Here is a 26,816-nt window from a genome sequence, read left to right as displayed (position 1 = left end):
ATCAAATTATATTCCTTTATCTAGCTCATAAAGCATACGATATCTCTCATTTTCTTTAAGTAATTGCTCATGACTTCCTTGCATTACAATTTGACCATGATCAAGGAATATAACTTCATCTACATGTTCAATTCCTACAAGATGATGCGTAATCCAAATGACTGTATTTTCTTCCGTTGCAGAAAACATTGTTTCTATTAAAGATAACTCTGTCTTTGGATCTAACCCGATAGTAGGTTCATCAAGTACAATAATCGGCGCTTCTTGCATAAGCGTTCTAGCAAAAGCAACCCTTTGTCTTTCTCCACCAGAAAATCTCTTCCCCATTTCATGCATTTTTGTTTGTAATCCATCTGGAAGAGAAGCGATATGCAAAGCTAATTGTGCTTTCTCTAAAGCGTTCCATATCTCTTCATCATTAGCCTCTGGTTTACCGATTCGCACATTGTTTCCAATTGTCGTATCGAACAAATGCGGTTTTTGATTTAATACGGAAATATATTTGGATAAAAGATTCGTATGCGCTTGTTCACCATTCAATAAAACTTGTCCATGTACCGGACTTAACGCCCCTGTTAACAATTTTAGTAAAGTAGATTTCCCTGTCCCACTTCTACCTAAAATGGCAATTTTTTTTCCTGCTTTTATTTGTAACGATATATCTTTTAATACAGTCTCGTTACTGTCTGGATAACTATACGATACATGATTCAGTTCAATATCTACATGTTTTGGTGCACCGTAATCCTTATCTTCATGCAAATCCATTTCATCATGTAAAACACTATCACTTTCTACACGATTCAGACGATGAGCAGATTCTACATAAGATGGGATTCGATCGACGGCATCTGAAATCGGAATAAGCGCATTCGTTACAGATAAAGTCATTAATACGAAGGCCGCGATAACTGTAGGTGCAATCTGTTCACTTGCCGCTTCATTCCCAGTCCATATAATCATTGAAATAACTACAATACCTACTACTAAATGAATGAGACTGTCTCGAATATGATACCAGCGTTTCAATCTCTTCTCTGTTTTTAACAATCGATCATTTTGCTCTACATACTCATTAATAAATTCATCTTTTCGACCACTTGCCTGCCAATCCGATAATCCAAAGACTGCATCTGTTAGTTGTTGATACAAACGGCTTCTTCCCTGCTTTAAAGTAACATGATGTCGCCTCATCAATAGTAATGATACGAATGGAAGAAGAAAAACGATAATAGCTAACATACAACCAGCAATCAGTGCAAATACGAAGTCAAATGTACCGATAACAAGTACGAAAATGCTATATACAACTAGTGCTAATATACTAGGGAATATTGTACGTAAATATAGGTTTTGCAAATGCTCTATATCTTCGGATAGTACGCCTAACACATCACCCGTTTGAAATCGCGAACGGAAAAATAACGCCTGTGGTTCTACTATTCTGTATAGTTTCGTTCTCATTCGTTCTAATATGCGTAGTACGACATCATGTCCCACTAAACGCTCTATATAATGGAAAACAGCTTGCCCTATACTAAACGCACGTGTTGCAACAATCGGAACATATACAGCCATTACATTTTCTGGTCTAAGAGCAGATTTAGAGATTAAATAACCTGAAATAAAAAGTAACATCGCACCTGAACTAACTCCAAGAAGCCCAAGGAAAATAGTTAAAGTCATTCTACCTTTATTTTGCTGTATATAAGGTTTAACCCAGTTACTCATTTCTCTCTCCTCTCTTCCCTATGAAAATGTAATGTCTCTTTCTTTAACAGTTCTTCATACGTTCCATTTTCTTTAATTTTCCCTTTATTTAAAATAAAAATATGATCCATTTGTTTCATCCAATGCAGACGATGTGTTGCAAGAAATACTAACTTACCTTCAAACAGACGTAACATCGATTGCTTTATTTCAAATTCAGTTTCAATATCAAGATGCGCCGTAGGTTCATCTAATAAAATGATTGGTTTTTTACTTAAAAGTGCACGCGCCATAGCGACACGTTGTTCTTGCCCGCCACTAAGCATACGTCCACCTTCTCCGATTCTTTCGTACATCCCGTTCGGAAGGGATGTAACGAGTGAACGAAGACCAACTTCATTAATAACTCTTTCCACTTCTTCATCAGTTGTATTTGTTTCATAAAAACAAATGTTATCTTTTAATGAAAGCGGGAAAATATAAGGTTGCTGCGGAATATAAGCAATATTCTTTTGCCACTCTTCACGAGTAGCCCCGTCAATTTCCACACCATTTACAATCATCTTGCCACCCGAAGGAGTTAAAAATCCCGCTAATACGTCGATTAACGTTGATTTTCCTGCTCCACTTTCACCAATTACACCTATAGCGCCGGTGCCTTTCCAAGTAAAATCAATTCCCTCTAATATAGCTTTTTCAGATTCATCACTCTTTACTTTTACATCTTGTAAATTCAAGTTACTAGAGGAATTCCATATTAGACCTACATTTGATTCTTTTTTTCCTATTTCTTTTTGTTGCTGTAAAATCTCTTCTATTTGCTCCATTGCAAGTTGTCCATCTAACGTAGCATGATAATTCGCTCCAACTTGTTTAATCGGCAGAAAATATTCCGGAGCTAAAATTAAAATCGTAAGGGCTGGTAATAGTATAATTGTCCCGTCTATTAAACGTATCCCTAATCCGACCGCCACAAATGCAATTGATAAACTCGTAAAGAAATCTAATGCAAAAGAAGAAAGAAAAGCAACTCGCAAAGTACGCATCGTTGCTTTTCTATACCTTTTACTTACTTTTTCAATCTTTCCTTCGTGCTGTTTACTTTTCCCTAAATACTTTAATGTTTCTAATCCTTTTAACGTATCTACAAAATGATTAGAAAGTACACGATATGTTTCATATTGACTATCAGCCATTTTCTGCGCTGCTAATCCTAAAAGAATCATAAATATGATTACAATAGGAATCGTTACAACTAAAATGATTCCAGACTTAATATCCAGCGTAAAAACATATAGTACAATTAATCCCGGAACGATACTACTTCTAATCATTTTAGGGATTGTTAATTCAATATATGTTTTAAATTTTTCAATCCCTTCAATCGATAAGGTAACCAGATGACCTGTTCCGACAGTTTGAACATACCGTGGACCTAATGTGAAATACGCCTCTATTAATTGTTTTCGCAGTAGCGATCCTGTTTTTTCAGCGAAACGTTCCACTAATATTTGCGATATTCGCACTAGCATGTGACGTACTACAAACGTGATTCCAAAATAAACAGTTTCATTTAACACAGATTGCACTGTTTCTCCTTGAAATAAAAACGTAATAGCCCGCGCTAAAAACACTGTTTGCGCAATAATACTTATAGCTTCTAAAATGCTAATGATTGTTAACACTACATATAAAACTCGGCTACCAGGATACGACGGAAGTCCTCTTTTTCTTTTCATTAGTACTCCAAATCTTTATCTGACTTAACAGGTTGTCTAAACACATAGAAACTCCATATTTGACTTCCCATAACAAATGGCAATATAGCAATTGAAAAATACGTCATCAGTTTTAGTGCATAATCTCCTGATGCTGCATTATAAATTGTTAAATCGTATATTGAACCTAACGAGCTAATTAAGACACGTGGGAACATGCCGGCAAACACACTCGCACTTAGTAAAATGATTGTTAAACTCGTCATAACGAAAGCCCAACCATCTCTTCTTCTTTTATTTAATAATGTTGACGCACATAATGCTACAAAAGCTCCGATCGGAACCATAACCCACTCTGTACCATGACCAGTGAATATATCTGTTTTCCATAACCCTACACCGGCAAAAATAAGAAGTGCTATAATTGCAAGCGGTGCAATTTTCAACGCAGCAATACGTGCACGTTCTCTTAACTTACCAGTTGTACGTATAGTAAGGAATTGCAATCCATGAACAATACATAGCAGAAGGAACATAACTCCTCCAAGTAATGCAAATGGATGAAGTAGTTGTAAGAATCCACCTACAGCATTTTTCGTCTCATCAATTGGAATACCTACCATAAAGTTAGCAATGGCAACTCCCCAAAGAATAGGCGGTAGCAAACTTCCTAAAAACATACCCCAATCCCAAAAACCTTTCCATTTATGATTATCTATTTTCGCACGGAATTTAAAGGAAACACCTCTAATAATTAAAGCAAGAAGCATAAATACAAATGGAATGTAAAACCCGCTAAATAAAGTTGCATACCAGTGCGGGAATGCTGCGAACATAGCTCCACCTGCACAAACAAGCCATACTTCATTCGCGTGCCAAAATGGACCAATTGTATTTAAATATATTCTTTTCTCTAAATCGTTTTCCCCTAAAAACCTTGAAACTATACCTACACCGAAATCGAAACCTTCAAGTACAAAGAAGCCTACGAATAAAACTGCAATAATGATAAACCACAACTCATTAAGAGATAACATACTCTTCCTCCTTATCAAATGGATCATGGCTTTGAGAATCCTGTTTCGTTTTCTTATTCTCATGTCCTTTTATGACACGAACGAATAAGTAAACAGTAATCCCTCCTATAATTAAATATAGTGATGTGAATGAAACTAAAGAGAATAATACTTCTCCGAACGTAACATTTGGAGATACAGCATCTTCCGTTTTCATAACACCGAAAACTACCCAAGGCTGACGTCCCATTTCAGTCATAATCCATCCTACTGTATTACCGATAAACGGTAGTGCAATTGCATACACCATTAATTTTAAATACCAAGTTTTTTCAGCTAAACGATCTTTTCTTGATAAAAACCATCCGTATGCTCCTAGAAGAAGCATAAATGTTCCACTCATTACCATCGCTCTAAAACTCCAGAACATAGTATGTACTGGCGGTATATAATCTCCAGGCCCATATTTTTCTTCATATTGTTTTTGAATTTGATTCATTCCTTCTACTTGACCACTAAATTTATCAAATGATAATAGACTTAGCATATAAGGGATTTGAATTTCAAACGAATTTTCTTGCTTCTCTGCATCAATTTTCGCAAATACTGTAAATGGCGCTGGATCCTCACTCGTATTCCATAATGCTTCAGCTGCTGCCATTTTCATTGGATGTGTCTTAATTAATTGTTGTGCTTGCGCATGACCGAAGAATAATACTAGCGCAGTTGTAAGTGTTCCAACAATGATAGAAATGCGGAACGATTTTTTAAACACTTCAGTTTCTTGAGCTTTCGTTATTTTCCATGCACTCACACCTGCAATAAAGAATGCACCCGTTGCAATTGCCGCTGTAATTGTATGTGGGAATTGTACCCATAATTGTGGGTTTTGAATAATCGCTAAGAAATCATTCATTTGTGCACGTCCATCTGCTGCCATTTCATACCCTACTGGCGATTGCATAAACGCACTTGCAGTTAAAATCCAAAATGCTGATAACATTGTTCCAATTGAAAGGAGCCAAATACATAAAAGGTGAATACGCTTCGGTAATTTGTCCTCACCGAATAACCATAAACCTAAGAATGTTGACTCAATGAAAAATGCTAATAAACCTTCAATAGCAAGTGATGGACCAAACACATCACCTACGAAACGTGAATATGTGGACCAGTTCATACCAAACTGGAATTCTTGTAAAATACCAGTTACTACACCTACCGCAAAGTTTACAAGGAATATTTGTGTCCAAAACTTTGTCATCTTCTTATAAATTTCTTGTCCCTTTACCACATATAACGTTTGCATTAACGCAATGATAAATGCTAAACCAATAGACAGCGGAACAAAAAAGTAATGGAAAATCGTTGTTGATGCGAATTGTATTCGTGCCAATTCGAGCGTCTCCATACTACAATCACTTCCTTCATAATTTTTTATATCGTAATTTCAATTGAGTTGTGTGAATAAAACAACTCAATTCTTAGAAATGTAGAAAGATAAATTTGTTTATGTACTTTTAGAAAGTATAAATTTTCAGTTTTTAAGATAATTACAAAAGAATTTTCTCATAAAATTTACCTTTTCACTATTTCAGTAGTGTTTTATCCGTTAATCGAATTGTATAATATACCTGCATAGTAAATTCAGCTGATTTTTGACGTATTATTGACATCATTTTGTCTGAAATATGTCTTTTGTCATTTTTTTGAATTAGATTTTTCTCATTACTAAAATGTATTTTTTTAATATAAGACTTGCTTTCACATCAATAAAATAACCGTTTTTCTCTTCATACACTTGACTTTTTCACGAAAAAATGTCCAAAAAACCCACAGATAAATCAGTTAGTTTTTTGTCAAGAGAAAAATGCATTTTAAAAATTCAAACACAAATATTGTTATTCAAAAATAGAAACTACCCTCCCTCTTCCTAGACTAAAAATTCATTTTTTTGTCATTTTTTCAAACTAAATTCATACATAAAAAATACCGAGAATCGATTAGACTCTCGGTATTTTTTAAATTATTTTGCTGTATGTTTTCTAACAGCCGGTAAAATTTCAGTAGCAATTAATTCAATATTTTTCTCAATTTTATTAAGTGGTACACCACCAAAATCAATTTGTGCCATAAAACGTTGTTGTCCAAACAATTCATATTGGTAAAGCATTTTTTCAATAATTTGTTGCGGGCTACCAACCATTAATGCATCACGGTAATCTACTGCATTTGTAAATTGCTCTTTCGGATACCCACCACCGCGTAGTGTAAGCATACCAGCATTAATATGAGGATAGTATTCATTAAATGCATCTTGCGAATTTTTTGCTGTATAAAATAAACTCGTTGTTGCAACTGGCAAACTTGCTGGATTAAATCCACTTTGCGCCGCAGCCCCACGGTAAGCATCTACTGATCCTTTAAAGTTAATAGCTGGGCCACCTAGTGTTGTTATCATCATTGGCACACCCGCACGTCCTGCTTTAATCGCACTAGCTGGTGGGCCACCAACTGCACGCCAAATTGGTAAGTTATTATTTTTCGCTCTTGGAATAACCGATGCATGTGCAAGCGGTGCTCTGAACTGCCCATTCCATGTTACATGTTCCTCTTTATTAATTTTTAATAAAAGATCCATCTTCTCTTCAAATAATTCTTCATAATCATTCACATCATAACCGAGTAAACTATATCCCCCAATACGAGACCCACGACCAGCTACAATTTCTGCACGTCCATTAGAAATTAAGTCAATTGTAGCAAAATCCTCATATACTCGTACCGGATCAGATGTACTTATTATCGTAGCTGAACTTGCAATTTTTATATCTTTCGTAGCTTGTGCAATAGCTCCTAAAATAACTGTATGAGCTTGCGTTGTAAAATGCGTTTGATGACTTTCACCGACAGCAAATACATCAAGGCCAGCTTCATCCGCTAACTTAGCTGTTTCAATTAATTCATGAATTCTTTGTTCAGCACTAATTTTCTCTCCATTATGCGGATTTAATACATGATCCCCAATCGAATATAATCCAAACTCCATTCCTTTACTTGTATCCATACGGTATTTTTCCATAGTTGCTCTCTCCCTTAATCAAGTGGTGTTAACTTCTCTTCTATCTCTTGTCTTCTCTCTTCTAAAAATGGTGGTAAATCAAGTTCTTTTCCTAATTCTTCAACTGCTGAATCTATAGTAAAACCTGGTCCATCAGTCGCAATTTCAAATAAAATCCCATTCGGTTCACGGAAATATAAACTTTTAAAGTAAAAACGATCAATAATCCCCGTCGTTTCAAAACCTTTTTCTTTCACTGCTTCATTCCAATAGTTTAGCTCTTCATCATTTTTCACACGAATTGCTACATGATGAATACTTCCCTTTCCAGGTCTTTCATTTTCTCCCTCTTGCTCTTTCACTAAAATTTCTCCGAAAGACTGACCTAGGACAGATTGATATATCCCTTCACCCTCAGAGAGAGATACTTCTTTATACCCAAACAAATCTGTTAACGTTTTTGATAATTTATTTAAGTCCCTTACAGTCATTTCAACTGTACCCATGCCTAAAATACGATGATTTTGCTTTACAGAAGATTCATTCCATGCAGTCCAATATTCTGGTACTTCTTCACCGTTATTATTTAACAGTACTAAGCGGAGACCGTCTGGATCTTCAAAATGCAGTGCATCTCGCTTGGCATATGTTGTAATTTCTCCATGTGTCACTTGAAGTGATTTAAAACGCTCCTGCCAAAATGTAAGGCTCTCTATTGAAGGTACGAGTAATCCTATTTGCGTTATCGCATTCGTACCATGAATTGTTCTCCCAACATTCGGCATTTCAAAAAATGATAGTTCAGTCCCTGCACTACCTGTCAAATCCCCGTAAAACAAATGATACATAAAAGGATTATCTTGATTGACTGTCTTTTTCACTCGTCGTAGTCCTAAAACATCTCGATAAAAATCATTATTCGTTTTCGCATTTTTTGTTACCATAGAAATGTGGTGGTGTCCTGGAATTGTATACATAAAGCTTCCTCCTTTTATCACTTGATTAGTCAATTGATTCTGTAAAAAAAATTACTCTTGCGGTAATTCTTTTTTTTCACTATGCTTATGAACTTTTGTCATTAACTCGTATAGTATTTTCTGTTCTTCCTCGTTCAATACATCATCAAAAAATGATGATTGAAATGCAAGTTGCTCTGGCAATGCTTTTTCTAAAGCTGCTTCCCCTTGCTCTGTAAGACTAATGGTTTTCGTTTTCCAATCTTGCTTTCGTACAATATATCCTTCTTTTTCAAGACGAGTTAACATTCGAGAAATACCGCCTTGCGTAACAGTAACCTTTTCAGCTAACTCCATTTGTGTCAACGGCTGGTATGTCCGTATTTGCAAAAGGACATCAAATTGGGCTGTCGTTAAATCAAACCGTTTTAAAAATTCGTTTGACATTTGATTACTTTGATTCGTAAATCGTATTAAACGTAACCATATTAACGATCCTATCGTATTATCACGCATGTTTTATCACTTCCTAGCGTTTATCTTATTATCACTTTACTACGCAAGTGATAATAAAGCAAGGGATAAACTAAAAAAACATCTCACTATATTATCGTTACTGTTAGCTTTCCATTTGAATTATTTTTCTTAATTTAACATTCAACAAAATATCATCGTGAAATGTGTAGAATTTCATAAATAGTAACATTGTCCATTACATCTATTTCAGGCTTTTCATTATAAAAACTAAATTGACTATATCCCCACTTATCCGGATTATATACGATTACATTGCCTAAACATTTTTCTATGTTTTGCACATTTTTATTTAATCGCGTCTCAATCAGCGATTTATTTTGAGAAATACTCCCTACATATTCAACAACATATCTACTTTTTCTAAAGTCATTACTTACATTAACAACGAATGGAACACCTATATTTATTTGTTGCCACCCGAACGATTGTAAAATATTATCGTAATACCCTTCAAAGATAAATTTGTTCATCCCTTCATGACCATTCCAAATATATAAAGGTGCATAGCAATTATAGAAATTCCCGTCCTTACCTGCCTCAGTAATTAAATAGGCCTTAAAATTCAACTCTTGAAAACCATCTGTTTTATGACCATTCTTTTTTACCCTTTCTCTAATAATCCTTATATCATAATCCTTTGGCAAAATAACCTTATATTGCATTCCAATCATGTTTATCACTCACTTTCAATCTTATATACATAATGATAAACCGATGGCTAACTAACGTAAAATAGGTATAAATTATGTTTGGTATCATTTATAATGATACCGTATAAGGGGCTGAAATGAATGGAAATAAATGATCTTATCATATTTAAAACTGTAGCGAATGAAGGCTCTATTAGTAAAGCTGCTAAAGAGCTAGGTTATGTGCAACCGAATGTAACGGAGCGAATAAAAAAATTAGAAAAAGAGTTAGAAACACCATTACTACATAGAGATAACAAAGGTGTTTCATTGTTACCTTCTGGTGACATTTTATTAGACTACACGAATAGAATATTAACTCTGTTAGAAGAAGCGAAAAATGAAATTAAAACGAGTGGTTCTTCTTATGTAATTGCGACATCACAATCTATTTTGACAAATTATTTAAGTATGCGCATTAAAGAAAATTTTAGGAGTTACCAACTATACATTGAAAGTAGTAGCCACTTACAAACACTATTACAGCAACAAAAAGTTGATATGGTCATAACTTATGAGGATTATCCTGACGCAGCGTTTAAAAAAGTATTCACCACTTCAATTTCTGTAGGTTTATTAAAAGCGAAAGAAAAGTGTAACATTGACTATTCAAAAGAACTTTTCTTCGTTAGTAATGACAAGAAGTGCCCTTTTAGAAATAAGACAATACAATTTTTAAAAGAAAACAATCTATCTCAGCGCCAACTTCAACAGTTAGATTCTTATTCGCTTATGGAAGAATTTATCGTTGAGGGAAATGGGATAGCTTTTTTACCGATTAAAAATGATAAGTTAGTAACAATTGAAAATGTTCCAATAGAGAAATTAGCTGTTCATTTTTTTACGAATCGAAACTTTATTAAGCATACCCCTGATGAACTATTTGAGTAATAGAATGACTTTGTTTACAAACTTTTTTCAAAATAAAAACCCCTCTTGAACGTATATAAAAGAGGGATTTTTTTTATATACAATTGATTTTTCACACGTTCTGCTCCACACCTGCGCTTTTCTCCTTCTTACTCCTTTTAACACTCTTCAACTGCTTAACCGTTCCAACTAATCCTTTCGGAAAAACTAGTAACACGATTATATACAATAACCCTAGAATAATCGTCCATCTTTCAAAAATCGGATACTCCGTCGCTAATTCTGATAAATAATATTTTAGTGATTCAATGATACCAGCTCCTGCAATCGCTCCGATTAACGTTCCAACTCCTCCAATCATTGTCATCAATAATGCATTTAACGTCATTTCAATTGAAAATACAGTTGTATTTACAAAGCGTAATGTGATGACGAATAGACCACCGCTAATCGCTGCAACTATTCCTGCCACTACACTTGCGATAATTTTATAATGAAGAACTTTATAACCAAGTGCTTCAACTCTTTGTTCATTTTGTGAAATTGCCTTTAATACTTTCCCAATTGAAGATTTTGTGAAAAGACGTAGCAAAATGAAAATATTGATTAAACATATAAACGTTACATAATAAAATGTAAAACGATCACGGAATATTTCTGGTACTCCAAATGTAAATCCATCTCCTCCGTGAGTTAGCCCACGCCATTTTTCAGCAAGTACGAAAAACAACTGTGAAATAGCGAGCGTTAACATTGCATAAAAATGACTTTTCAACCGTAAAGAAAGCAAGCCGATTATATAACTAACGATTGCTGAAACGATAATTGCCGCTATTATACCGATGAAAAAGTTTGTTATTGATACACCTTGCCGATCGAATAAAAGTGCTACCCCATATGCTCCTATTCCAAAGAACATACAGTGGCCGAACGATACAATTCCTGTATAACCAAGCAATATATCAAAACTCATTGCAAAAATAGCAAAGATGAAGATTTGAGTGAACAAAATTAACAAGCTCCGTGAATCATTTACGAACGGAAATACACTTAAACAAATGAGCATAAATACTCCGAAGTATACTTTAATTCGATTCGATGTGTTGTTCACCATTTCACCCCTTTTCACCAACAAGTCCAGTTGGCTTCACTATTAAGAAAAACAGTAACATTAACATATTGATTGCAAGTGATAAATCTGGCATGAAATATGCTGTAAAAGCTCCGGCTAATCCGACAATTAAAGAAGCGATAGCTGAACCTTGGACGCTACCTAACCCTCCAATTATTACTACAATGAAAGCTAAAATTGCATATTGCATACCCATTTCGGCGAAAACAACGCCTGAATATGGTGCAAATAAGAATCCACCTAACGCTGCCATTCCTGCTCCTAATAGAAAGACGAACGAAAATATAGCTTTCACGTTAATGCCGAGTGCTTGAACCATCTCCTTATCCATTACACCCGCGCGGATCATAAGACCTATCTTTGTTTTTTTGAGTAGTAATAGTAGAGCAATGTAAATTAGTATCCCAACTAAAATAACGAACAACCGGTATTTTATTAATATAACCCCTCCAAATGTATAGCTACCTTGTAACCATATCGGTAACTTTGCACTAATTGGATTCGGTCCCCAAAATATTTTTATACACTCACTAAGAACGAGCATTCCTCCGAGTGTAACGAGTAGCTGGCGAACATGGTTTCCATACACTGGCCTAATAAGAAATCGTTCTAAAATAAAACCAAGCAACATTCCCATAGCAACCGCTCCAACTAACGCTAACACATAACTACCTGTCATATTAAATAACCAAACGCCTGTAAAAGCTCCCCATGCAAATAAACCACCATGTGCAAAGTTTAAAACGCTCATTAGGCCGAAAATAAGTGAAAGACCTGATGCTAATAAAAAAATAAGCATCCCGGTTGAAACGCCGTTTACAAATAAGTTAATTAACACATCCACGTTCTATCCCCCCGTATCAATGTTAAGAAATACCTAAATATTTATGACATGTTTCTTTATCCTCTCGCAGTTCATTCATAAAACCTTTATGCACAATACGCCCATTATCCATAATGTAAAAATAATCACCGATTTGACTAGCCATCATAAAATTTTGTTCAACAAGTAAAACAGTCGTTTTCTCCTTCATTTTCAAAATTGCTACCATTAATTTTTCTATCATAATTGGTGATAGCCCTTTACTTGGCTCGTCAATAAGCAATAGTCCATCACTATTAATAAACGCTCTTGAAATAGCCAACATTTGTTTTTGTCCCCCGCTTAAAAGCCCACTTTTCTTATTCCAAAACTGCTTTAAATCAGGAAATAGCTCGAGCATCCAATCTATTTTCTCGTGAACTTCTTCTCCTTTTCCACTCGCAAGTGCGAACGTCTCTTCTACTGTTAAATCATGAAAAATCCCTTGATTTTCTGGTACATAGCCTATTCCTTTTCTTGAAATTAAATGTGTAGATAATCCATTGACCTGCGTACTATCATAATAAATCTCACCATTTGCTATCCGATGAAATCCCATAACCGATCGCAACGTTGTTGTTTTTCCCGCCCCGTTTCTTCCAAACAGTACAGTAATCGTCCCTTTCTCAACAGTGAGTGATACCCCTTGTAAAATATGAAACTGATCTAAATACGTCTCTATATTATTCACTTGTAATAGAGCCACTATATAATCCCCCTAAATAAGCACTTTGTACACGCTCATCTTTCATCATTTCTTCTGGTAACCCTTCCGCTAATAACTCGCCATGAAATAAAACGATAAGATGGTCCGACAAACCTAGTACCATATCCATTTTGTGTTCGATGAGTACGATTGTGCTCTCTGGATGTTTTTTAATATTTTCAATCACTTGTAAAATAGCCGGAACTTCCTCAACTGAAATACCCGCAGTTGGCTCATCAAGCAGTAATACATCTGTCTTTAATGCTAATAACATAGCAAGCTCTAACTTTCTTTTTTCCCCGTGAGCTAAATCTTTTGCTAATACCCCCTCTTTCTCATGAAGTAGCACTGTTTTTAAAAGACGTCTCGCCTCTCCAGTTTGCTGCTTTAACTTAGCTACATTCGGGAAAAAACTGTAATAATCTTGAACGAATGATTGAACACTTAAACGTACATTTTCAAGTACCGTTAACTCTGGGAATATATTTGTAAGCTGAAAAGAGCGCCCGATTCCTAATCTTGTTCGGTCTGAAATCGATAATTTTGTAATCTCTTTTCCTTTAAAATACACTTCACCTTTCGTCGGAGAAATTTGTCCACTTAGTAAGTTAAATAACGTTGTCTTGCCGGCACCATTTGGTCCAATAATTGAAATGAGCTTTCCCTTTTGTACCGTTAAATTAACATCTTTAATAACATGATGTTCACCAAAAGATACACAAAGATTTTTCGTCTCTAACAAATGTGTCACGAAATCCCTCCCTTTAAAGCTTTCAGTATGAAAGAAATACGTATAAAGAGGGTATCCCCTCTTTATACAAAAACAACAGAAAATTCAGTCTATTTATTTTGAACTGGTGGTTCTGTCTCTTTCATCGTTAATTCTCGCTCTAACACTGGTACCGGATAATCAACACCATCTTGCTTTTTCAACGTGATAGAATATAGCGTCTGCATCGCTTGGTGGTCTTTCTCTCTAAATTTCATCTTTCCTTTCGGTGTATCAAATTCCATTCCTTCCATTTTCTTAATCAATGTATTTACATCTGTATCACCATTTGATTTCTTTAATGCTTCCACAATGGAAATTGCCGCTGACATTCCTCCTGCTGTAAATAAATCTGGTACTGCACCATTAAATCTTTTTTTATGTTCTTCAACTAACCAGTCATTCACCTTATTTTTTGGAAGTGCATGATAATAAACAGAAAAACCTTGCATTCCTACTAATGCATCCATCGTTTTTAATGCTGGTATATCCGGTGCACCAGTAGAGACTTTAATACCTTGCGCTTCCACATTCATATCTTTCAACTGTTTCCAAGGTGAATTTGCCCCTGCCCAAACGATAAATAAGTAATCTGGTTTTGATCTAATGATATTTTGAATATTTGCCGTAAAATCTGTTGAATTCGTGTCAGCGTATTGCTCGTTTACAATGTTTGCTCCTAATTTTTTCGCACCCGCTTTAAATGCCGCAATCCCTTCACGACCAAAAGCGTTATCTGGAGCAAACGTCGCAATCTTTACATCTTTTTTCGCAATTGCTGCTGCTCCTGCAATCGCATCTTGTGAGGAACTTCTTCCAGTTCTAAAAATATATTTATTCCAGTTCTTCCCGGTAATACTATCAGCAACTGCCGGTTCTACAACCATAATTTTTTCATATTCTTCAGCAAGTGGTAAAACCGCTAACGTATCACTTGAACTAGACGATCCGACTAAGAAATCAACTTTCTCTTCTTCTAATAATTTCGTAGCTTTCTTTACCGCTACATCGGCTTTCGTTTCTGTATCTTCTACTACAAACTTAATTTTTTTCCCTTCCACTTTCCCTGTTCCACCAGTTGCATAGTCTAACCCTAATTCAAATCCGTTCACTGTTTGCTTTCCATACGATTCTAATGGACCTGTTAATGATGCAAGAACCCCTACCTTAATCGTTTTTTCATCCTCTGTACTTGTTTTCTTTCCTGAACAAGCTGCCGTTATTAATAACGAACCTAAAACACAACCAGTAAACATTGTTTTTAGCCACTTACGTTTTTTCATCGACATTGTGATCCTCCCCATACTTTACTTTCTGATAGAATCAAACACGCCAAATTCCCCTGCCCGTAATCATGACTTTTAAACTATAAGATAGATAATGGAAAACTGTTGTAGTATCCTCTACATTCGGCACAAATCTATAATCACCTTCCTATTAAATGGAAACGGACATACAATCAATATATATTCCGTTATCCAATTGAAAATACTGTTTCATTACAGTATTCATCACGAAAAAAAGCTGCAATAATTAACTTAAGTTAATTATTGCAGCCTACATAAAAAGCACTTAATTATTTTCTACCCTTTCTAACCCTTCAACCAATTGTTTCTTATCTAGCCCTTCCCCGATTACTACCAAGTTTGTCGGGAAACCAAAATCTTGCTCCAGTAAAGTTGGTACGCCAAACGAATATTGGAATAGATGAGGGTATTTATCTCCATGGAATTTCACAAAACCTTTCACTCGATAAATACTATCTGGTAAATTCGAAAGCCATTCATATAATTTGTCTTGATCAATCGATTTCGTAAATTGATACGTCATCGTTTGTATATGTAAATGCTGTTTAACATGAAGTGTCTCGTGTTCCCCAGCACTCACAAATTCAGCTTCTTCTATATCATCTAAAGATATATTACAATATTTTGTTTCAAACAATTTCGCATGATTATTTATTGCTTTCACTTCTTCAAGTACTTTGTTCTTATCTTCTTCTGTTAGTAAATCTGATTTATTAATAAGAAGGTGACTACTAAATTTCATTTGCTCATGCAGTAACTGTTGCACATTTGCACTTAATATACTTCGATTTAACCATCTTACTGCATCTAAAACGACTACAATTGATTTCACTTCTAAGAAAGGTGCTAAAATTGGTGATACACATGCATCTAATACTTCAATTGGATGTGCGACGCCTGTTGTTTCTATGTAAATTACATCTGGTCTTTCTTGCTGATATAATGAATGCAATTGTATTTCAAGTTCTTCCTTTAACGTACAACAAATACATCCTTTTAGTAATTCTCTTAACACATTCTCTTTACCAATAATATCTGTATCTACTGAGTATTCACCAATTTCATTCATTAAAACAGCAACTTTTCTATTCTTCTTCTTCTCCGCTAATAATAAATTTTGTAATAATGTTGATTTTCCACTACCTAAAAAACCACCTAATATATGAATTTCCACTTTATTCATTTGATCAACCATCCATTTCTTTATTTCAAACGTATTCAAAGCGTAATAATTACGATTTATATTTATCATTTTATTAAAAGAATAACAATTTGTAAATATATCTTCTATCTTCACTTTTCATTTACTTCATGAGCAACTCTAATTCCAGACTCAATCGCTCCCTGCATCCACCCATGTGTCAACGTTGTATGTTCTCCTGCAAAGTGTACGTTTCCAGCCGGCGACGCAATATAAGGAAATAATTCTAGCTCTTGGCCTGGTTCAAAAGCTGTAAATGCTCCGCAAGAATACGTATTCTTACTCCAGCTAAAAGATTCCCCTGTTATAAACTCACTATAGACTACATTCCCATATATTTGCGCTAAATTTTTCAATGCGTAACGAATACGCTCTCTATGCGGGAGACTATCCCATGTTAAAGCCTCATCCGCCCACGTATAACTTGCTATAACGATAGCTGCCCCTGGTGACTGAATGCCATAGCTCGGATAATATGTAAAACGTATCGGTAAATCCGTAATAGATTTCCCACCATACTGCCCGACTCTTTCCCAAAATCTACTTTTGAACTCTATCGCAATTTTAGTTGCAGCAATATAATTTAATTCACGAATTGCTCGTCTTTTAAAATAAGTGAATAAATGAAATGGCTGAACTTCTACAAATCGTAACGCCGAAAACGGAATTGTGATAATAGCAATATCACTTGTTATTGTAAATGGATCTAACGTTTGTTCATGGTTTACTTGCAGCATCACTTTATTATCTTCTTGTATTATTTTTTCTACTTTATAGGACATAAAAATATTATCCTTTAGCTGTGGCAAAAATGCATTTGGTAATGCATCCATCCCGCCCGTTATCTCGTAATATTTCGCCGTTGAAGTAAAAAAAATCATTTCCCGTAATACTTCAATTAAAGACATTCCCATATATGCTTCCATATCAAGAAGTACACCAATCATATCTATTGCTCCATCCGAATAATACTCCATTAAAAATGAACCAAGCGAATACGTTTTATACTTTTTTTCAACGATAAACCAGTTTTTATTAGGATCCTTCTTAATATAATTTAGTATTGGTTCTAATACCTCAAGCATTAGCTCTTCTGCCGTTTTTCCTCTTTCTTTATCCAAAACCGGATATTCAAGTATACTTGGATCATTTTCAAACACATTCAATCTCGTTTGAATATGATTCGTATAAATGATATCTGCAAAAGTTTTATTTATAAAAAGGTTTAACGGTAGTTTAAATTTACGAATATACGCTAAAGTTAACTCATGCGTATCAGGAATTCTCATCGGTCCTGCATTAAAGTATAAACCCGCACTAAACGGTTCACGAATCGTATACACCCTGCCACCTATTCTATTATTTGCTTCTATAATCGTTACTTCATGTCCAGCCTCTTTTAATAAAGAACCTGCAACTAATCCAGAAATCCCTGCACCGGCAACTGTAATTTGTTTGGGGTTATTCGTTTTGGCAAGCCCTTCATGAACAATTTGAAGCATTTGTTCCATCGATAATGGATTCCCCATACCATTTCCCCTTTTAAAAAGGATTTTACTGAATTATATTCAGTTAACTGAATTCCTATGTTTTGTTCGCAAATTTGAACGGATACATTTTCAAATACTTGAATATCTTTTATAAAATGTAATAAACTAGATATGAATCTATAGAAGTAGGACGTATTATCTTACATAATAAAATCAATGAAATTGCGAGGAATTGTGAAATGAAAAAAGGTATTAACCGTGTTGTATTAGTAGGAACAGGTGCAGTTGGATGTAGCTATGCTTACTGCATGATTAACCAAGCTGTAGCTGAAGAATTTGTTTTAGTTGATGTAAATGAAGCAAAAGCTGAAGGAGAAGCAATGGATTTAAGTCACGCTGTTCCATTTGCACCAGCTCCAACTAGAGTATGGAAAGGCAGCTACGAAGATTGTAAAGATGCTGATCTTGTAGTCATTACAGCTGGATTACCACAAAAGCCAGGTGAAACACGTTTAGATTTAGTTGAGAAAAACGCTAAAATCTTTAAACAAATCGTTCGCAGTATTATGGATAGCGGATTTGATGGCATCTTCTTAATCGCAACAAACCCTGTAGATATTTTAACGTACGTTACTTGGAAAGAATCTGGTTTACCAAAAGAACGAGTAATCGGTTCTGGTACAACGCTTGACTCTGCTCGTTTCCGCTATATGTTAGGTGAGTACTTCGACATTGGTCCACACAACATTCATGCTTATATTATCGGAGAACATGGCGATACAGAACTTCCAGTATGGAGTCACGTATCAGTTGGTATTCAAAAACTACAAACGCTTCTTGATAAAGACAACACATACACACAAGAAGATTTAGACAAAATTTTCATAAATGTTCGTGATGCAGCCTACCATATTATTGAGCGCAAAGGTGCAACTTATTATGGTATTGGTATGTCACTTCTGCGTGTTACAAAAGCTATTTTAAACGACGAAAATAGCGTATTAACAGTTTCAGCATACTTAGAAGGTCAATACGGTCAAAAAGATGTTTATATCGGCGTACCTGCTGTTTTAAATCGCGGCGGTGTTCGTGAAATTTTAGAAGTAGAATTAAGTGAAGACGAAGAATTAAAATTCGATCACTCTGTTCAAGTGTTGAAAGAAACAATGGCTCCCGTTCTTTAATCGTATATTTCATTCAAAAAAGCAATCCAATTCATATTGGATTGCTTTTTTATATTTTTATTGTTCATCCTCAATCTAAACCGTAATATGATCCATAATAGAAAGGAGTGATTTTATGGATGATTCTTGGACAATTGTCATCCTCTTACTAGCTGTAGCGTCATTAATACTTTTTCTCTTTTTAATCATCAGAACGCTATTTCCAACTAAAAAATATGATAAGAATCTCGGGTTGATCCTTATTATTTTAAGCTTATTAGCAATACCGATAAGTATGTTCCTTATAGGAGGATGGGCAGGTATGGGGATTGGCATAATCGCGGTCCTTATTTTTACTGCTGTTATTATAGCTTTAATTGCAAATAAATTTATAAAACTACCTCCTCAAAAAAAAAATAAGAAATAACCGATGTTTTCAAAAAGACAACATCGGTTATTTCTATCACTTATTGCTTTTAATCAATTTATCATTATTTACGTCAAGTACATCTAATAAAAAGATAAAGATCGGTATCCCGATAATAAGCCCCCATATTCCGAGGAAATGCTCTGAAAAGATGAGAATCATAAATGTATAAAAGACAGGCAAATTCGTTTTTGCAGACATAAATTTTGGATTTAAAAAATAACTTTCAAGAGCGTGAATCACTGTAATGAACACTAGTATGTACAAAACGTACATAACCCCACCTACGTTATAGGCAATGATACAAAGTGGAAACAGTGAAATGATTACGCCGGCAACAGGAATCAACCCTAATAAGAAAATCATAACAGCTAATACGAGAAGCTGTGGAAATCCTAAAACGATTAATGCAATGACAGTCAGGATACAATTTACAACTGCAATTAAAAATTGTGCTTCAATTACTTTACCGAACGACCTTGCAAACCTTTCACCAAAATATGCAATCTCCTCATAAAAAATCTTTAGCTTACTCTCTTTAAACTTAGAAGTAAATGTAATAATACGCTCTTTTTCTAATAAGAAAAATAAGCTTAATATTAGAGACAATAATATTTGTAAACTCACCTTTCCTATATTCGCTATCGATTGATAGATGACGTCTACACCTTGTTCTATATATTTTGATACTTCCATTCCATTAATTGTCGAAAGTGCATATTTAATGATCTCATTATCCGGTGGATTTTGAAAAAACAGTTTAAATTGATAAATCAATTGTGAAATTTGTATCGTTAGCACAGGCAAATATTTATACAATGTCGTGCCGATAAAGGAAACTAATATTATATACAAACATGCGATAACAATTTTTCGATTCACTTTCAATTTCTTTGAAATAAAACGTTGAAACCGATCCATTAAAAATGTCAGTATAAACGTAATCAATATTAAATTGATCATACTTTTTAATCCATATAATACAAACGCTAATATTATTAAAACGATAAACCGTTGAAACCCTCTACTTCGAAAAAAATTTTTCACTTCATTCATTAAGATTTAACCTCCCCCTTCTATGGATGGAAATTTGATATATTACAAAACGAACGTATTCATTGTAATACTATTACATTTTATGAACTTCTATAGACAATCTTTCTTACTAATTTGGAAGAATCCTTTTTTTCTTTTTTAATGTCTGATTTTTAATCTAATCCTTTCCTAAAAACTATTTTTAAATTCTATATTTTAGGAGAACGTCTATTTTTAGACTGTTGTTCATACGCATATCCAATATTGAAAAGTTCTTTTTCACCAAACTGCCTCCCGACAAATACAACACCTACTGGCTCTCCATTTTTATCATAACCTGCTGGTACCGCTAATTCAGGATAACCAGCTACAGCTGATAAAAGAACTTCATCGTTATTAATCATGACTAAAGCGTCCAATCCTTTTTCTACTAAATATCTATCTAGCTCTTTCCTTGCATTTTCTTGACTCGTTTGAACTACTTTTTCAAATTCATCTTTCGTTATAGCAGATTTTTCAGAGCCCTCAATTAATGTTTGTCCATATTTCATTCTTCTTTTACTATCTTTTTTATTAAACGCTATAATCTCTTCTAACGATTTTACAGGCACATTTTTTTGCTTCGAAAGATAGTCGTTAACATTATGTTTGAACTCATATTCTAATGTTTGCAGATTATCTACACCCTCGCTACTTAACTGAATATCATCAGTCAATATCGCACCGGCATCTTGAATGTCTTTTCTAATCTTTTCTGCTACTGCTTTTCTATTTTCATCTTGTTGATCTACAGAAAAAAGAATCCCTATCTTTTTTCCTTTTAATCCATCTATTGATAAATCATTCGTATAATCTATTCTATCTCTATCTTTCATTTTTTCTGTCATAGCATCTTTTTCATCATAACCTACCATTGTATTAAATAACGTTGCCGCGTCTTTTACCGTTCTTGCCATTGGCCCTGCAGTATCAAGTGCTTCAGCTAATGGGATAATGCCAGCTCTGCTAACCATACCTAACGATGGACGTAACCCAACTACAGATTGCTGCGTCGCTGGTGCGACAATAGACCCCGTCGTTTCTGTCCCAATTGCAAGCGGTGCAAAATCTGCCGCAACCACTGTAGCAGACCCCGAACTCGATCCTGATGTATCAAATGTAATTGGACCGTACGGATTTAAATTTTGCCCTTTCTTCCCGCTATATCCACTTGGCATTGTAAAAGATAAATAATTCGCCCATTCAGACATATTTGCTTTACCTAAAACAAATGCCCCCTCTTCTTTCAACTTCTTCACAATCGTCGCATCTTCATCTGCAACCCAATCTTTTAATACAAAAGTGCCTGCGCTTGTCGGCATCACTTTTGCAGTTTGTACATTATCTTTTACGATGACAGGAATGCCGTATAAGTTCGATTTTTTATTTAACGACCTCTCTTTATCTAACTTTCGTGCTTGCTCTATTGCATTTGGATTAATCTCTGTAACAGCATTTAATGATATTCCATTTTGGTCATGTTCTTGTATTCTAAAGAGATAAATACTCGTTAATTCTTCATATGATAATTTTCCATCATCGACCATATTTTGAAGTTCATCCACAGTTGCATTTACAACTGCTTTTTCTTTTATCTTTACATTATCTATGTTGATTCCTTTAAGCTGCTTATGTATCGGCTTTAACACTCTGTCTTTATCATATACAATACGCTCTGGTTCCTTTGGAAAATAATTTTTATACACGTAATATCCACCGGCACATACCAATAGGACAATACCTCCGGCGATAGACAACGTTATCTTTACCCACTTTTTCATGTTGCTTCCTCCACTCTTACAGTTGCTCAGTTATATAAAAAAGAGAGTTATCTTTTACTTAACTCTCTCCAATCAAAATGTTAAATGAAAAAATGAATGATTTCAATCTAATCACTTCTTTTTTTGCATTTGCTTCGCTAACATTTCTTTCACTTGATTATACGTTAATCCTGAATTTTTATTTAAACGTTTTACTTCCTCGACATCAGTACCTACCACTGTATATTTTTTCTCGTCATTCATTTTCCTACTTCCTTTCTCACCTGACTATTTGTTATATTCCTTCCCTAAATGCTTATAAATTAACACTAATACAAAAAAGGAAGCTGTTTCTAAGCACAGCTTCCTTCTCGTTACATATTGTATTTCTTAATAAAATTTCACTACATCTTCAGTAGGTAAGAATGTTCTTTCTGCTGGCTGTTCATTTGGTTCACCAAATGGCATTTGACCTACTAAGCTCCACTCTGCTGGAATGTTCCAAGTTTCTTTTACTTCAGCATCTACGATTGGGTTGTAATGTTGCAGTGATGCGCCAATTCCTTCATCAGATAATAGCATCCACACAGTATGTTGTAACATTGCATTACCTTGATGAGACCAGAATGGGAATTGATCTTTATATAACGGTGCATTTTCTTGCATTTTTTCTACAGTTGCTTGGTCTTCAAAGAATAAAACTGTACCTACACCTGTATGGAAACCTTTTAGTCTTTCTACAGTCGCTTCAAAGTTTTCTGCTGGTACGCGTGATCTAAGCGTTTCTTTTACGATATCCCAAAACTTTTCATGCTCTCCATCCATTAATACAACCATACGGCCACTTTGCATATTAAAAGATGTTGGTGCGTGTAAAGCTGTTTTTAACACTTCTTCAATTCTTTCTTTCGTAATCGCATCGTTTTTTGTTACTTTACGAATTGAACGACGGTTCACGATTGCTTCTTTTAAATTTGTTGTAGTTGCTGACATTTTAATTCCTCCAAATATTTGTTTTATTATTTATTTTGTTATTTCATAACAATCGAATTAGCAATATCCATCGGTATTACATTGCACACCTTCAAATGAATTTGTTTTATCCTTTTCAATTTCTTTATCAATGACCCTTTCTAGTGTTTCTTTACTAGCAAGCCCTTGAATGACTTCATCTCCAATCATGACAGTTGGAACAGCCATAATATTCGCTTCATCATATGCGTGCTGAATTGCTTCTTGATGCTTTTCTTTATATTTACGAGTTACTAAAGCATCTTTAAATTCCGCCTCAGGAAGTCCTACTTCTACCGCTAATTTTGTTAACACATCAATATCTTCAATGTTTTGCTCTTCTTGGAAAAATGCTGTGAATACGCGGTGATGATACTCATTACCTAGTCCACGTTCTTTCGCAAATTGACATCCTTCGAAAGCTAAATGCGTATATGGATGTGGGGAAACACGTGGCAAACGCATATCAATTCCTAACTTCTTCGCTGTCGGAAGAATGAAAGCATCCCATGAACCTAATTTTTCTGGCTCATTCCATGGGTCTATTTTTGAATATGGACTTGGACGTAATTCAAATGGCATCCATTCAATCTCTACATCTTTCTCTTTCACTACCTCATCTAATGGACCTTTTGCTAAAAAACAAAACGGACATATAAAGTCTGAGTATACTTTCATTTTTACAGTCATAATTTTTACACCTTACCTTTATAGTTGTAATCAATATAGTTACATCGATAATAAAAAAATATAGATAATATTTTAAGCATTCATTTTCTCTTGTAAAGATTCAAACAACTGCCCCATCGAAATATTTTTCAAAACTTCTTCCATCGCGGATTGTGCTTGAATTAATATAACTTCTAACACCACTTGAATATTCGCCCCAATTGGACAATCTGGATTCGGTTGCTCGTGAATATGAAATAGCTTGTCTTCTTCGACTACGTTCACTGCATGATACACATCTAACAATGTGATTTCATGTAAATCCTTTAATAATCCCGCACCACCTGGCCCGCGATTTACGTAAACAAATCCAGCTTGTTTCAAGTACGACATAATTTTACGGATTACTACCGGATTTGTATTTACACTTTCAGCCATATAGTCTGAAGTACAAAGTGAAGATGGATTGTTTTTCAAAATAGATAAAATATGAACAGCTATAGAAAAGCGGCTACTAATTTTCATCGTCATCACCACCTCGATGTAATCATTATAGTTACAACTAAAAAATAAGTCAATCCTTTTCACAGATTTTTTATAAGTAAATTAAAAAGTGTCCCATTATGATATATGAGACACCTCTTTTTATTCTGCAAATAGCGCTTGAAATTCTTCAATAAATAGCTGCACAGCGATTGAAGAATCCTTTAATGAAGGAGCAGCTAAAGCAATTTCTCTCCATACTTGTGGTTCCAATTCTCTCGTTTGCACATTTTTTGGTAAATTCGTTAAAGATAATTCAGCCAATATTGCAATGCCTAATCCTTCTTGAATCATATTTAAAGCTGTAGTAACTGTCGAAATTACATACTCAGCCCGAAGTGGTACGTTTGCTTGTTTAAACATATCAATAATGGGTGGTTCGTATCCACCCTTACATAATATGATCGGTTCATTCTCTAAATCACTAATTGTAATAGCGTCCTTCTTACAGAGAGGATGATCCTCTCTTAAGATAACAACCATTTTCCCCTTCGCTAATGGAACAATCTCCATATCTTTATTAGGCAAAATAACAATTCCTATATCAATAACCCTCGATACTAACCAATCTTCAACTTCTTTAATCGTTCCTTCACAAAGAACGACTTCTAAGTTCGGATACTTCTCCTTAAAAAGGTTTATCATTTTGGGTAAGAAATGTGCAGAAGCGCTCGGAAAACTCCCAATTCGAATCGTCCCAACTTCGTGTCCTTTCTCCATCGCAACTTCTTGCTCAATTTTCTCAATTCCATTCAATATTTCTCTAATATGAACAAGAATTCTCTCTCCTACGTCAGTAACAATTAAACCTTCTCTCTTATCACGTATAAGAATCGTAATATCTAATTCTGACTCAATACTTGAAATGGCATGACTGACAGCAGGCTGTGTCATATTAAGTGCTTTTGCTGCTTTCGTAAAACTACCTAATTCAACCGTTTTAATCAAAACTTGTAGTTGTGTAATGGTCATAACTAATCACTTATACCCCTTATAAAAAAGATTCATTTTATTTATCACAGTCGATATCATATCATAGTGAAATGAAATACAACAAGGAGGTCTTACCGTGACACAGCTTTCTCGAACAAAAACGGCCATAATCCTTACTTTTCTCGTTATTATGTGGGGAATTAATTGGCCTTTATCTAAATTTGCCTTGCATTATACACCACCTGTTTTATTTGCAGGCGTTAGAACTTTAATTGGGGGATTCATTTTACTTATTTTCGCATTACCGAAATACAAAGCGCTACATTTAAAAGAAACTTGGCATTTATACGTTATTTCTTCTTTACTTAACATCATTATCTTTTACGGACTACAAACTATCGGTCTTCAATACATGCCCGCTGGATTATTTTCCGCAATTGTATTTCTACAGCCTGTTTTACTCGGCATTTTCTCGTGGATATGGCTTGAAGAATCAATGTATGGCTTAAAAATTTTCGGTTTAATTCTAGGATTTATTGGCGTGGGGGTTATTAGCTCTAGTAGCTTAACCGGCCATATTTCTATCATTGGAATCCTTCTCGCATTAGGTTGTGCGATTGGATGGGCACTAGGTACAGTATTTATTAAAAAAACCGGGCACCGCGTTAATGCTATTTGGATGGTAACACTTCAGCTTATTATTGGAGGTCTTTGCTTAGTCGGATTTGGATCAGAGTTTGAAAGCTGGTCTAGTATCGCTTGGAGTATGCCATTTGTTAGTGTGCTACTCTTTATTTCGTTCTTTGTTATTGCAATGGGATGGCTCGCTTACTTCACACTTGTTGGAGCTGGTGAAGCAAGTAAAGTTGGAGCTTATACGTTCCTTATCCCTCTTATCGCTATTATTGTAAGTTCAATTTTCTTACATGAGGCCATTACAATGAGCTTGTTTATCGGTCTATTATTTATTGTCGTGAGTATTTGCTTTGTAAATATAAAGCCGAAAACACTTACTGTAAGGCAGCAGGTTGAAGTGAAATAAATAAACGTGAAAAAGAGCCTACTATTTGTAGGCTCTTTCTTCAGGCTGTGGAGAAAGTCTTCTCCACAGCCTGTTTATGTGTCTGAACCTCTTTTTATGTGTCAACACTGATAAAAAAGAGGTAAAGGAGAGATTTTTTATGATGGGTGCTTTAAAAAATCATCGTGATG

At 34.8% G+C, this 26,816-nt stretch carries 26 protein-coding genes; 4 read left to right on the top strand and 22 right to left on the bottom strand.

All coding sequences use genetic code 11. The features are described from left to right. Nucleotides 1-6 precede the first annotated feature (6 nt). The 8 genes from cydC to DPQ31_RS09475 form a co-directional block, all read right to left on the bottom strand. The gene (gene cydC, locus DPQ31_RS09510) at nucleotides 7-1,731 is read right to left on the bottom strand and encodes a thiol reductant ABC exporter subunit CydC (RefSeq protein WP_199631555.1); all 1,725 of its coding nucleotides are present in this window, start codon (nucleotides 1,729-1,731) and stop codon (nucleotides 7-9) included. Next, nucleotides 1,728-3,449, bottom strand: coding sequence for a thiol reductant ABC exporter subunit CydD (cydD, locus tag DPQ31_RS09505; RefSeq protein ID WP_208731823.1), 1,722 nt, complete (start codon nucleotides 3,447-3,449; stop codon nucleotides 1,728-1,730). Before cydD ends, cydC begins: the two co-directional genes overlap by 4 nt. Continuing rightward, a complete protein-coding gene (gene cydB, locus DPQ31_RS09500) occupies nucleotides 3,449-4,465 on the bottom strand; it encodes a cytochrome d ubiquinol oxidase subunit II (protein WP_063261808.1) in 1,017 nt (338 codons plus the stop codon). Before cydB ends, cydD begins: the two co-directional genes overlap by 1 nt. Continuing rightward, entirely contained in the window at nucleotides 4,452-5,855 is a 1,404-nt protein-coding gene (cydA, locus tag DPQ31_RS09495; RefSeq protein ID WP_208731822.1) for a cytochrome ubiquinol oxidase subunit I, read from the bottom strand. The genes cydB and cydA overlap by 14 nt, the downstream gene beginning before the upstream one ends. Nucleotides 5,856-6,470: 615 nt before the next feature. Then, the gene (locus tag DPQ31_RS09490) at nucleotides 6,471-7,526 is read right to left on the bottom strand and encodes an LLM class flavin-dependent oxidoreductase (protein WP_199631557.1); all 1,056 of its coding nucleotides are present in this window, start codon (nucleotides 7,524-7,526) and stop codon (nucleotides 6,471-6,473) included. A gap of 14 nt (nucleotides 7,527-7,540) precedes the next feature. Continuing rightward, complete coding sequence (locus DPQ31_RS09485; protein WP_087970035.1) at nucleotides 7,541-8,482, bottom strand: ring-cleaving dioxygenase; 942 nt, start codon at nucleotides 8,480-8,482, stop codon at nucleotides 7,541-7,543. Between the two features lie 51 nt (nucleotides 8,483-8,533). Then, entirely contained in the window at nucleotides 8,534-8,977 is a 444-nt protein-coding gene (locus tag DPQ31_RS09480) for a MarR family winged helix-turn-helix transcriptional regulator (protein ID WP_001205517.1), read from the bottom strand. Between the two features lie 152 nt (nucleotides 8,978-9,129). Then, a complete protein-coding gene (locus tag DPQ31_RS09475; RefSeq protein ID WP_087970034.1) occupies nucleotides 9,130-9,669 on the bottom strand; it encodes a DUF4865 family protein in 540 nt (179 codons plus the stop codon). A gap of 120 nt (nucleotides 9,670-9,789) precedes the next feature. Here DPQ31_RS09475 and DPQ31_RS09470 point away from each other — a divergent pair, with 120 nt between their 5' ends. Beyond that, complete coding sequence (locus tag DPQ31_RS09470) at nucleotides 9,790-10,578, top strand: LysR family transcriptional regulator (protein WP_087970033.1); 789 nt, start codon at nucleotides 9,790-9,792, stop codon at nucleotides 10,576-10,578. 91 nt (nucleotides 10,579-10,669) lie between these two features. On the opposite strand, the gene DPQ31_RS09465 is transcribed toward DPQ31_RS09470, so the two are convergent. From DPQ31_RS09465 to DPQ31_RS09435, 7 genes are all read right to left on the bottom strand, one after another. Next, complete coding sequence (locus DPQ31_RS09465; RefSeq protein WP_002093784.1) at nucleotides 10,670-11,623, bottom strand: branched-chain amino acid ABC transporter permease; 954 nt, start codon at nucleotides 11,621-11,623, stop codon at nucleotides 10,670-10,672. A gap of 49 nt (nucleotides 11,624-11,672) precedes the next feature. Beyond that, on the bottom strand, nucleotides 11,673-12,533 hold the full coding sequence (locus DPQ31_RS09460) for a branched-chain amino acid ABC transporter permease (RefSeq protein ID WP_000382809.1): 861 nt from the start codon (nucleotides 12,531-12,533) through the stop codon (nucleotides 11,673-11,675). A gap of 22 nt (nucleotides 12,534-12,555) precedes the next feature. Continuing rightward, the gene (locus DPQ31_RS09455) at nucleotides 12,556-13,257 is read right to left on the bottom strand and encodes a branched-chain amino acid ABC transporter ATP-binding protein (RefSeq protein WP_001196711.1); all 702 of its coding nucleotides are present in this window, start codon (nucleotides 13,255-13,257) and stop codon (nucleotides 12,556-12,558) included. Next, nucleotides 13,235-14,008 (bottom strand): ABC transporter ATP-binding protein, encoded by a 774-nt coding sequence (locus DPQ31_RS09450; RefSeq protein WP_098911508.1) that lies wholly within the window; start codon nucleotides 14,006-14,008, stop codon nucleotides 13,235-13,237. Before DPQ31_RS09450 ends, DPQ31_RS09455 begins: the two co-directional genes overlap by 23 nt. An 89-nt stretch (nucleotides 14,009-14,097) precedes the next feature. Continuing rightward, a complete protein-coding gene (locus tag DPQ31_RS09445) occupies nucleotides 14,098-15,315 on the bottom strand; it encodes a substrate-binding domain-containing protein (RefSeq protein ID WP_208731821.1) in 1,218 nt (405 codons plus the stop codon). 283 nt (nucleotides 15,316-15,598) lie between these two features. Further along, nucleotides 15,599-16,516 (bottom strand): CobW family GTP-binding protein, encoded by a 918-nt coding sequence (locus tag DPQ31_RS09440; RefSeq protein ID WP_199633646.1) that lies wholly within the window; start codon nucleotides 16,514-16,516, stop codon nucleotides 15,599-15,601. Between the two features lie 110 nt (nucleotides 16,517-16,626). Next, entirely contained in the window at nucleotides 16,627-18,063 is a 1,437-nt protein-coding gene (locus DPQ31_RS09435) for a flavin monoamine oxidase family protein (protein WP_000528020.1), read from the bottom strand. 200 nt (nucleotides 18,064-18,263) lie between these two features. On the opposite strand from DPQ31_RS09435, the gene DPQ31_RS09430 reads away from it, so the two are divergent. Together DPQ31_RS09430 and DPQ31_RS09425 are read left to right on the top strand one after the other, a co-directional pair. Then, the gene (locus DPQ31_RS09430) at nucleotides 18,264-19,208 is read left to right on the top strand and encodes an L-lactate dehydrogenase (protein WP_000715319.1); all 945 of its coding nucleotides are present in this window, start codon (nucleotides 18,264-18,266) and stop codon (nucleotides 19,206-19,208) included. 115 nt (nucleotides 19,209-19,323) lie between these two features. Then, nucleotides 19,324-19,614, top strand: coding sequence for a YesK family protein (locus DPQ31_RS09425; protein WP_199631559.1), 291 nt, complete (start codon nucleotides 19,324-19,326; stop codon nucleotides 19,612-19,614). 36 nt (nucleotides 19,615-19,650) lie between these two features. Here the strand turns inward: DPQ31_RS09425 and DPQ31_RS09420 are convergent, their stop codons facing one another. The 7 genes from DPQ31_RS09420 to DPQ31_RS09395 all read right to left on the bottom strand — a co-directional run bounded on the left by DPQ31_RS09420 (nucleotide 19,651) and on the right by DPQ31_RS09395 (nucleotide 25,643). Beyond that, complete coding sequence (locus DPQ31_RS09420; RefSeq protein WP_001006567.1) at nucleotides 19,651-20,670, bottom strand: AI-2E family transporter; 1,020 nt, start codon at nucleotides 20,668-20,670, stop codon at nucleotides 19,651-19,653. 188 nt (nucleotides 20,671-20,858) lie between these two features. Further along, the gene (locus DPQ31_RS09415; RefSeq protein ID WP_199631560.1) at nucleotides 20,859-22,469 is read right to left on the bottom strand and encodes an amidase family protein; all 1,611 of its coding nucleotides are present in this window, start codon (nucleotides 22,467-22,469) and stop codon (nucleotides 20,859-20,861) included. Between the two features lie 111 nt (nucleotides 22,470-22,580). After that, nucleotides 22,581-22,712: a hypothetical protein gene (locus DPQ31_RS29285; protein WP_000997344.1), complete on the bottom strand. Its 132-nt coding sequence runs from the start codon at nucleotides 22,710-22,712 to the stop codon at nucleotides 22,581-22,583. Between the two features lie 126 nt (nucleotides 22,713-22,838). Then, nucleotides 22,839-23,441 carry a nitroreductase family protein gene (locus DPQ31_RS09410; protein WP_097959115.1) on the bottom strand — a complete coding sequence of 201 codons (603 nt, stop codon included), beginning with the start codon at nucleotides 23,439-23,441 and terminating at the stop codon, nucleotides 22,839-22,841. A gap of 57 nt (nucleotides 23,442-23,498) precedes the next feature. Next, entirely contained in the window at nucleotides 23,499-24,149 is a 651-nt protein-coding gene (locus DPQ31_RS09405) for a DsbA family oxidoreductase (RefSeq protein ID WP_000216688.1), read from the bottom strand. Between the two features lie 72 nt (nucleotides 24,150-24,221). Further along, complete coding sequence (locus DPQ31_RS09400; protein WP_087970027.1) at nucleotides 24,222-24,653, bottom strand: Rrf2 family transcriptional regulator; 432 nt, start codon at nucleotides 24,651-24,653, stop codon at nucleotides 24,222-24,224. Nucleotides 24,654-24,773: 120 nt separating this feature from the next. Further along, complete coding sequence (locus DPQ31_RS09395; RefSeq protein WP_000156755.1) at nucleotides 24,774-25,643, bottom strand: LysR family transcriptional regulator; 870 nt, start codon at nucleotides 25,641-25,643, stop codon at nucleotides 24,774-24,776. A 97-nt stretch (nucleotides 25,644-25,740) separates the two neighbouring features. Here DPQ31_RS09395 and DPQ31_RS09390 point away from each other — a divergent pair, with 97 nt between their 5' ends. Further along, nucleotides 25,741-26,646 carry a DMT family transporter gene (locus DPQ31_RS09390; protein ID WP_097959109.1) on the top strand — a complete coding sequence of 302 codons (906 nt, stop codon included), beginning with the start codon at nucleotides 25,741-25,743 and terminating at the stop codon, nucleotides 26,644-26,646. The last annotated feature ends 170 nt before the right edge of the window (nucleotides 26,647-26,816 follow it).

The sequence above is a fragment of the Bacillus sp. COPE52 genome (genome assembly GCF_003355115.1).
In the GTDB taxonomy this organism is placed as follows: domain Bacteria; phylum Bacillota; class Bacilli; order Bacillales; family Bacillaceae_G; genus Bacillus_A; species Bacillus_A toyonensis.
The sequence above is the reverse complement of the archived record's forward strand: the minus strand, read 5'-3'. Positions and strand labels throughout refer to the sequence as shown.